The following is an 8,362-nucleotide window of genomic DNA, read 5'->3' on the forward strand; positions in this document are numbered from 1 at the left end:
GAACAGGGCCGCCGCAGTCTTGCGGGTCTTCATATTGTCTCCTCTGGCATGCAGCGTGCGGACGGCGCGGAGGTTCCGCATCCCGTCTCGTTCTTCTTTCTAGTACTTGGGAATTATTGGAAAGCTGCGGGTGGGATGAGGGCTGGTGGGCGGATGAGGCTCCTTGGAAAAAAGGCGCCGGCCGGGCGGGCCGGCGCCATCATGGCGGCGCGGGTCAGAGCGCCTTGTAGGTTTCGCGCAGCACGTTCTTCTGCACCTTGCCCATGGCGTTGCGCGGCAGTTCGTCGACCACGTGCAGGCGCTTGGGCACCTTGAAGTTGGCGATGCGCGCCTTCAGCTCGGCCTGCATGGCGTCGGCGTCCAGCGCCGCGCCCGCCTTGGGCACGACCACCGCGACCACGGCCTCGCCGAAGTCCGCGTGCGGCACGCCGATGACCGCGGATTCGGCCACGCCGGGCATGTCGTCGATCAGCGTCTCGATCTCTTTCGGATAGACGTTGAAGCCGCCGGAGATGATCAGGTCCTTGCTGCGTCCCACGATGGACAGGTAGTCGGCCGGCACGTCACGCCCGGCCGATTCGCCGCCCCAGCGACCCACGTCGCCGGTCTTGAACCAGCCATCGGCGGTGAATTCCTCGCGCGTCTTTTCCGGCATGCGCCAGTAGCCCGAGAACACATTGGGGCCGCGCACCTGCACGTTGCCGATCTCGCCCGGCGCCAGCGCCAGGCCGGCGTCGTCCACCACCCGCACCTGCACGTCCGGCAGCGCCCGTCCGACCGTGCCGGCCAGGCGCTCGCCCTCGCCAGGCGCGTAGGGGTTGGAGGTCAGCATGACCGTTTCGCTCATGCCGTAGCGCTCCAGGATCGCGTGGCCGCTGCGCTGCTTGAAATCGGCGAAGGTCTCGGCCAGCAGCGGCGCGGAGCCGGAGATGAAGAGGCGCATCTTGGCGCAGACCTTGCGGTCGAAGCGCGCATCGGCCAGCAGGCGCACGTAGTAGGTCGGCACGCCCATCATCACCGTGCTGCGCGGCAGATAGCGCAGCGCCTGCTCGATGTCGAGCTTGGGCAGCCAGATCATGCGCGCGCCGGCCAGCAGCGCGCCGTGCGAGGCCACGAACAGGCCGTGCACATGGAAAATGGGCAGCATGTGCAGCAGCACATCGTCAGCGCGCCAGCCCCAGTACTGGTGCAGCACGCGCGCGTTGGACGCGAGGTTGCCGTGCGACAGCATGGCGCCCTTGCTGCGGCCGGTGGTGCCGGACGTATACAGGATGGCGGCCAGGTCATCTTCCCGCCGAGCCACGGTCTCGAAACGCTGCGACAGGCCGCCGGCCGCGTCCAGCAGCGTGCCGCTGCGGTCCTCGTCCAGCGTGTAGACATGGGCGCAGCCGGCCTTGTCGGCGGCGCGCTGGACCCACTCGCGGTTCTTGCTGGAACACACCACCACGGCGGGCTCGGCGTTTTCCAGGAAATACTCGATCTCGGCCTCGCGGTAGGCGGTGTTCAGCGGCAGGTAGACCAGGCCCGCGCGCAGCGTGGCCAGGTACAGCAGCAGCGCTTCGGGCGACTTCTCTGCCTGCACCGCCACGCGCGCGCCTTCGGGCAGCCGGAGCGAGGCCAGCAGGTTGGCCATGCAGGCCGTGGCGCGGTCGATATCGTCCCAGGTGTATTGCAGGTCGGGCGTCTCCAGCGCGACCTTGCTGCGATCGGCGGGGAAGCCGCCTTGCAGGACAGCGTACAGATTGGCGTTGCTCACCTTGTCTAGTCTCCGGTAAAGGTGGGGTCCTCGCCGGCCAGGAAGGCGCGCACGCCTTCCTTGTGGTCGCGGCTCTCGGCGTAGGAAAAATAATCGCGGTATTCGTCTTCGCTCAGCGGGCCGCCTTCGGCCAGCCTGCGCGACAGGCGCTTGTTGATGCGGGCGGCCAGCGGCGCGCCCTGGGCGATGCGCTCGGCGCTGCGACGGGCCTCCGTCGCCACCTGGGCGTCGTCGACCACGCGGGTCAGCAGTCCCATGCCGCGCGCTTCCTCGGCGCCGAACACGCGGCCTTCCAGCAAAATGGCCAGCGCGGCCGCGCGGCCCGCCAGCGCGATCAGGCCGCGCATCTCGTCGGGCGCCATCGGAAAACCCAGGCGGTTGATCGGCGCGCCAAAACGCGCGGATGCGCCGGCGATGCGCAGGTCGCACTGGCTGGCGATCTCCAGCCCGCCGCCCACGCACACGCCTTCGATCTGCGCCACGACCGGATGCGGGCAGGCGGCCACGGCCGCCAGCGCCGGCGCCAGCACCTCGCGGTGATAACGCTGCACGCCGGCCATGTCGGCGCGCTCGGCGGGGAACTCGCGGATGTCGGCGCCGGCGGCGAAGTTGCCGCCCTCGCCGCGCACGATCACGCAGCGCAACGTCATGTCGGCCGCCAGCTGTTCGAACACCGCGCGCAGCTCGCCCCACATGCCCACGGTGATGGCGTTGAGCCGCCCCGGATGGGACAGCGTGACCCAGGCCAGAGGCCCGTCGATTTCCAGCCGCACGCGGCCGCCCTGCCCTGCGCTCATGTCCGTCCGCCCCTCATGTCCGCTCCGTCCTGGAGCTTGCCTCTTGTTCTTGCACGGTCGTGCTTGCCTGGTCGCCCCGGCGTCGCCGCTGTCGCCGCGTCGGCGCTCAGCCCGCGCGGCTGACGCCCCGGCTGACCTGCGGCTTGCCCTCGCCCAGCCGCGCCAGGTTGTCATCCAGCTCGTCCAACTCGTACAGGTAGTTCACCATCAGCCCGCAGGACTGCTTCAGGCCCTTGGCCGAGGTGTCCGCGGCCCAGTTCAGGCGCTCGATGCGGGCGCCGTTGCCCAGGTGGAAACGCGCCACCGCGTCCAGCGGCGCGCCGTTCTTCATGGATTGCAGGTAGTGCGCCGCCAGCCGGAAGCCGGCGCGCCGCAGCGCCTCCGGCGCCTTGCCCGCGGCCGCGCGCGACAGGTGCGCGACCCAGCGCTGGCCGTCGTGGCCGCCGTCGCGCTCGCGTCCCTTGCCGTCGCGCACGATGCCCTGCACCGACTTGGCGTCCAGCTTGCCGAGCCAGTCCGAGAAGCCGGGGATCGGCGACAGCGTGGCGAAGGACTTGAGCTTGGGCAGTTCCTGCAGCAGCTGCTCGACCACGCGCTTGAGCAGGAAATTGCCGAAGCTGATGCCTTTCAGGCCGGGCTGCGTATTGGAGATGGAATAGAAGATCGCCCAGCGCGCCTTGTCCAGGTCCTGCGGCGGCGCGGAGCTGTCCAGCAGCGCCTGCACATTGCCGGCCATCTGTCCGGCGAAGGCCACCTCGACGAAGATCAGCGGCACGCCCGGCATCTGCGGATGGAAATAGGCATAGCAACGGCGGTCAGGCGCGACGCGGTGGCGCAGGTCGTCCCACGAGGTGATCTCGTGGACGGCTTCGTAGAGGATCAGTTTTTCCAGCAGCGAGGCGGGCGAGTCCCAGGTCAGCGGACGCAGTTCCAGCAGGCCCACGTCGAACCAGGCCGACAGCAGCCCTTCCAGCTCCTTGTCCAGCCCCTGCAGGCCCGCCACCTGCTTGCGCCAGCGCAGCATGTCGGCGCGCAGGTCCACCAGGAAGCGCAGGCCCTGCGACTGGGCGTTCAGGCGCTTGAAGAAGCGCACGCCCTCGCCGCCATCGCCGGCATAGGTGGCGCGCACCTGGGCCAGCGCCGACAGCATCAGGCGGCGCTCCTTGCCGGCCGCGGCGGCATAGAGCTCGATCCAGCGCCGCGCCAGCTTGTTGGCCGCCACGTCGGTGAGCCGCGCCTCGAACAGGCGGCGGACTTCGGCTTCGCTGGGCAGGCGGCCGCGCTCCCACAGGCGCCCCAGGCGCGCGATCAGGCCATCGGCGGCGTCATTGGCGGCCTCTTCGTGCAATCCGGTGTCGGACTCAGGCGTGCGCGCGACGCGCGCGAGCGATTCGGGTGCGGACATGGGCAGGTTCCTCCATGACGATGGGACCGGACGGATCGGAGGCGCCGGCGGTCTCGGCCAGCGCCAGGGCGCGCAGCACTTCCAGCTGGCGCATCAAATGATTGCGGGCAAGGGCCTCGGCGCCCTGGGCATCGCGCGCCTTGAGCGCCGCGTAGATGGCCAGGTGCTCGGCGCAGGATTCCTCGATGCGGCCCGGCCAGGACAGGCTGCGATGGCGCGACAGGCTCAGCACCTTGCGCAGCTGACCCACCATGTCGACCAGCCATTGATTGCCGGCCAGGGCCTGCACGGCTTCGTGGATCAGGTAGTTGGTGTGGTAGTACTCGTCGATGCGGCCGGCCTTGGCATGGCCGGCCAGGTCATCGTGCAAGGGCTGCAGCGCGGCCAGCTCGGCATCGTCGGCCTTGCGCGCGGCCTCGAAGGCGCAGCGCCCTTCCAGCATGGCCATGAGCGGGAAGATGTCTTCCAGGTCCTGCGCCGACAGTTCGTTGACGAAGCAGCCCCGGCGCGGCTCCAGCCGCACCAGCCCTTCGGTGGCCAGCACCTTGAGGGCCTCGCGCAGCGGCGTGCGGGAAATGCCCATTTCGCCGGCCAGCCGAAGCTCGTCGATCCATTCGCCGTTGCGCAGGGCGCGTACGCGGATCATGTCGCGCAGGCGATCCGCGACTTCCAGGTACAGGGCTTGCCGGACGATGGGAGCGGTCATGGTCGGACGGCCTAGACTGCGCCGTAATTCATAATTATGAACACGGACATAGTAGACCCCGGCGCGGGGCCGGTAAAGCCCCGCCCGCCCCCGGGACTACCCTGAATGAACGGAAACGATGCGTCCTCGCGGCCTGGCCCGAGGCGCGCGCCGCCCCGGCCAGACCAGGGCCGGCAGGATGCCGACTCGGACGCGTCCTACAGGTGCAGGACCCCGTCCACGGCGTGCGCCGTCAACGCCCGCGCCCAGCGACGCGCCGGCAGGCCGTAGCGCGCCTCGACGATGGCCGCGCGGCCCAGCAGCTCGGCCGGGGTGACGGCCAGGCGCGGCCCCGAGAAGGCCAGCACGATCTGGTTGCCCGCGTCGATCTCGGGCAGCAGTATCACGCGGTCGTCGAAGGCCTTGGACAGGTTGTCGATATTCTTGCCGAAGCTCTCGTGGCGACCGAACAGGTTGACCGCCAGCACGCCGACCTCGCCCAGCACACGCCGGCAATCGCGGTAGAACTTGACGCTGTCGCGCACCGGCCCCTGGGCCTGGGCGTCGTACAGGTCCACCATCAGCACCGGGCAGCGCCCGGCGTTCAGCGGATCGGCCACCCAGGCGCCGGCGTCGGCATGTTCGACCTGCAACCGGTTCTGGCCGGGCAGGCGGAAGAACATGTGGCCGGCGGCGGTGACGGCCGGGTTCCATTCCACCGCCAGCAGCGGGCTGCGCGTGTGCTTGGCGCAGAAGCGCGCCAGCGAGCCGGCGCCCAGGCCCAGCATGCCGATGGCCTCTTCCTTGGGCGGTTCCAGGAACAGCAGCCAGGCCATCATCTGGCCGGTGTATTCCAGCACCAGCTCGGCCGGGCTCTTGACGCGCATGGCGCCCTGCACCCATTCGGTATTGAAGTGAAGGTAGCGCACGCCGTCCGATTCGGAAAGCGTGGGCTGGTCGAATTCTGAGGGAGAAGAAGATCTGCGCATGGGCGCGATTGTAGGGGAAGGCCCACCCCCGAAGCGCTGCGCGCTCCCCCCTCTAGGGGGCATGCCTACGGACCGGCGGAGCCGGATCCGTGGCATCCCGATGAGGGGCACCCGTTTTCATGGGGTGCACTGCGTCCGTCGGACACGTCCGTTTGTTGGCGGGCGCGTCCGTTCAACGGTTGGTGCGCCGTGGGGGGCTCAGATGCGCTCGAAGATCGCGGCGATGCCCTGGCCGCCGCCGATGCACATGGTCACCAGCGCGTAGCGGCCGCCCACGCGTTGCAGTTCGTGCAGCGCCTTGACGGTGATGATGGCGCCGGTGGCGCCGATGGGGTGGCCCAGGCCGATGCCGCTGCCGTTGGGGTTGACCTTGGCCGGGTCCAGCTTCAGCTCGCGCGACACGGCGCAGGCCTGGGCGGCGAAGGCCTCGTTGGCCTCGATCACGTCCAGCTGGTCCACCGTCAGGCCGGCGCGCTTGAGCGCGGCCTGCGTGGCCGGCACGGGGCCGATGCCCATGATGTTGGGATCGACGCCGGCATGAGCGTAGGCCACCAGCCGGGCCAGCGGCTTGACGCCGCGCTTGGCGGCGACCGAGGCGTTCATCAGGATGACCGCGCCGGCGCCGTCGTTCAGGCCCGAGGCGTTGCCGGCCGTGACGGTGCCGTTTTCCTTCTGGAACACCGGCTTCAGGCCGGCCAGGCTGTCGGCCGTGACGTCGCGGCGCACGTGCTCGTCGGTGTCGAAGACGATGTCGCCCTTGCGCGACTTCAGCGTCACCGGCACGATCTGGTCGCGGAAATGGCCGGCCTCGATGGCGGCGGCCGCGCGACGGTGCGATTCGGCGGCCAGCGCGTCCTGGTCCTGGCGGCTGATGCCGAACTTGGCCGCCACGTTCTCGGCGGTGACGCCCATGTGCATGCGGCCGAAGGGATCGGACAGCGCGCCGGTCATCATGTCCAGCATGACGCTGTCGCCCATGCGCGCGCCCCAGCGCTGCGCCGGCGCGATGTACGGCGCGCGGCTCATGCTCTCGGCGCCGGCGCCCACCGCGATCTCGGCGTCGCCCAGCATGATGGTCTGCGCCGCCGAGACGATGGCCTGCAGGCCCGAGCCGCACAGGCGGTTGACGTTGAAGGCCGGGGTTTCCTTGGCGATGCCGGCGTTGATGGCGGCCACGCGCGACAGGTACATGTCGCGCGGCTCGGTATTGATGACGTGGCCCACGGCCACATGGCCGACTTCGTCGCCCTTGACCGCCGCGCGCTCCAGCGCGGCCTTGATGACGGTGGCGCCCAGGTCGCAGGGCGGCACGTCCTTGAGCGCGCCGCCGAAATCGCCGATGGCGGTGCGGACGGCGGACGCGACGATGACTTCATTCATGGTGATTCCTCCTGGTTGTTCCGGCCATCATACCCGCGCGGCCGGCCCCCTCGCCTGCGTTCCCTCAAGGGTCCGGACGGCCGATATTGGTTCCCTATCGGCGATCAAGAAAAAAATATTGGACAGTGCCCGCGCCGCTCGCGGATAGTGGCCAGCGGCGCGCCGGCCCCGGCGCCCGACAGACCGGACCCGCCCATGATCGATACGCTGGAACTGACCGCCATTCCCCCACAGGACGAAGCGCTGCGCGCCGAGGTGCGCGCCTTTCTGGCCGAGGCGCTGGACGGACTCGAACCCGACGAACGCGCCCGCTCCTGGATGGGCCACGACGCCGGCTTCAGCCGCCAGCTGGCCGAGCGCGGCTGGCTGGGCCTGACCCTGCCGCGCGAATACGGCGGCGCCGAACGCGGCCACTTCGCGCGCTTCGTCCTGTCCGAGGAACTGCTGGGCGCGGGCGCGCCGGTGTCGGCGCACTGGATCGCCGACCGCCAGAGCGCCCCGCTGATCCTGAAGCTCGGCACGCCGCAGCAGAAAGCCTGCTACCTGCCCCGCATCTGCCGCGCCGAGGCGTTCTTCTGCATCGGCATGAGCGAGCCCGGCTCCGGTTCGGACCTGGCCAGCATCCGCACGCGCGCCGAACCCACCGCGCAAGGCTGGCGCCTGAACGGCAGCAAGGTCTGGACCACCAACGCGCACCGCTCGCACTACATGATCGCGCTGGCGCGCACCTCGGGCGCGCCGGAAGACCGCCACCAGGGCCTGTCGCAGCTGATCGTCGACCTGTCGCTGCCGGGCGTGTCGATCCGGCCCATCAAGGACCTGGCAGGCGACGCGCATTTCTCGGAAGTGTTCTTCGACAACGTCGAGCTGGCGCCGGACGCCCTCATCGGCGCGGAAGGCGCGGGCTGGGCCCAGGTCAACGCCGAGCTGGCGTTCGAGCGCAGCGGGCCGGAACGCCTGTATTCCAGCATCGCGCTGCTGCAATGCTGGCTCGCGCACTGCCGCGCCGACGGCGCCACCGACGCCGCCGACCGCGCGCTGCTCGGCAGCATCCTGTCGCAGATGGCGGTGCTGCGCGCCATGTCGCTGGCGGTGGCGGGCAAGCTGGCCGCGGGCCAGAGCCCGGCCATCGAGGCCGCGCTGGTGAAGGACCTGGGCACCGAGCTGGAGCAGGACATTCCCCGCCTGATCGCCGACGCGCTGGGCCGCCGGCCCGACCGGCCGCCGCCCCTGCCGCTGCTGCGCACACTGGCCTACCTGGAACAGGTCGGCCCCACCTTCTCGCTGCGCGGCGGCACGCGCGAAATCCTGCGCGGCATCATCGCGCGCGGCCTCGGCCTGAGATAGGAG

7 protein-coding genes are annotated in these 8,362 nt (G+C 70.1%); 1 reads left to right on the forward strand and 6 read right to left on the reverse strand.

What is annotated here, in order from left to right; genetic code table 11:
• Positions 1-214: 214 nt before the first annotated feature.
• The 6 genes from KDH83_RS27725 to bktB all read right to left on the reverse strand — a co-directional run bounded on the left by KDH83_RS27725 (position 215) and on the right by bktB (position 7,012).
• On the reverse strand, positions 215-1,756 hold the full coding sequence (locus KDH83_RS27725; RefSeq protein WP_212321638.1) for a malonyl-CoA synthase: 1,542 nt from the start codon (positions 1,754-1,756) through the stop codon (positions 215-217).
• A 5-nt stretch (positions 1,757-1,761) separates the two neighbouring features.
• On the reverse strand, positions 1,762-2,553 hold the full coding sequence (locus KDH83_RS27730; RefSeq protein WP_212321640.1) for an enoyl-CoA hydratase-related protein: 792 nt from the start codon (positions 2,551-2,553) through the stop codon (positions 1,762-1,764).
• Positions 2,554-2,659: 106 nt separating this feature from the next.
• Positions 2,660-3,958, reverse strand: coding sequence for a malonyl-CoA decarboxylase family protein (locus KDH83_RS27735; RefSeq protein ID WP_212321642.1), 1,299 nt, complete (start codon positions 3,956-3,958; stop codon positions 2,660-2,662).
• Positions 3,915-4,664, reverse strand: coding sequence for a GntR family transcriptional regulator (locus tag KDH83_RS27740; RefSeq protein WP_103273672.1), 750 nt, complete (start codon positions 4,662-4,664; stop codon positions 3,915-3,917). The genes KDH83_RS27735 and KDH83_RS27740 overlap by 44 nt, the downstream gene beginning before the upstream one ends.
• Before the next feature lie 197 nt (positions 4,665-4,861).
• On the reverse strand, positions 4,862-5,632 hold the full coding sequence (locus KDH83_RS27745; protein ID WP_212321644.1) for a spermidine synthase: 771 nt from the start codon (positions 5,630-5,632) through the stop codon (positions 4,862-4,864).
• A 198-nt stretch (positions 5,633-5,830) separates the two neighbouring features.
• Positions 5,831-7,012, reverse strand: a complete 1,182-nt coding sequence (gene bktB / locus KDH83_RS27750) for a beta-ketothiolase BktB (protein ID WP_103273670.1) — start codon at positions 7,010-7,012, stop codon at positions 5,831-5,833.
• 195 nt (positions 7,013-7,207) lie between these two features.
• On the opposite strand from bktB, the gene KDH83_RS27755 reads away from it, so the two are divergent.
• Positions 7,208-8,359, forward strand: coding sequence for an acyl-CoA dehydrogenase family protein (locus KDH83_RS27755; protein ID WP_212321645.1), 1,152 nt, complete (start codon positions 7,208-7,210; stop codon positions 8,357-8,359).
• The last annotated feature ends 3 nt before the right edge of the window (positions 8,360-8,362 follow it).

The organism is Achromobacter sp. Marseille-Q0513 (assembly GCF_018195695.1).
In the GTDB taxonomy this organism is placed as follows: Bacteria; Pseudomonadota; Gammaproteobacteria; order Burkholderiales; family Burkholderiaceae_B; genus Achromobacter.

Bases quoted from the DNA above. Each gene is read 5' to 3' on its own strand.
- KDH83_RS27755 (WP_212321645.1), top strand. From the start codon at position 7,208: ATGATCGATACGCTGGAACTGACCGCCATTCCCCCACAGGACGAAGCG.
- KDH83_RS27740 (WP_103273672.1), bottom strand. From the start codon at position 4,664: ATGACCGCTCCCATCGTCCGGCAAGCCCTGTACCTGGAAGTCGCGGAT.
- KDH83_RS27735 (WP_212321642.1), bottom strand. From the start codon at position 3,958: ATGTCCGCACCCGAATCGCTCGCGCGCGTCGCGCGCACGCCTGAGTCC.
- bktB (WP_103273670.1), bottom strand. From the start codon at position 7,012: ATGAATGAAGTCATCGTCGCGTCCGCCGTCCGCACCGCCATCGGCGAT.
- KDH83_RS27745 (WP_212321644.1), bottom strand. From the start codon at position 5,632: ATGCGCAGATCTTCTTCTCCCTCAGAATTCGACCAGCCCACGCTTTCC.
- KDH83_RS27730 (WP_212321640.1), bottom strand. From the start codon at position 2,553: ATGAGCGCAGGGCAGGGCGGCCGCGTGCGGCTGGAAATCGACGGGCCT.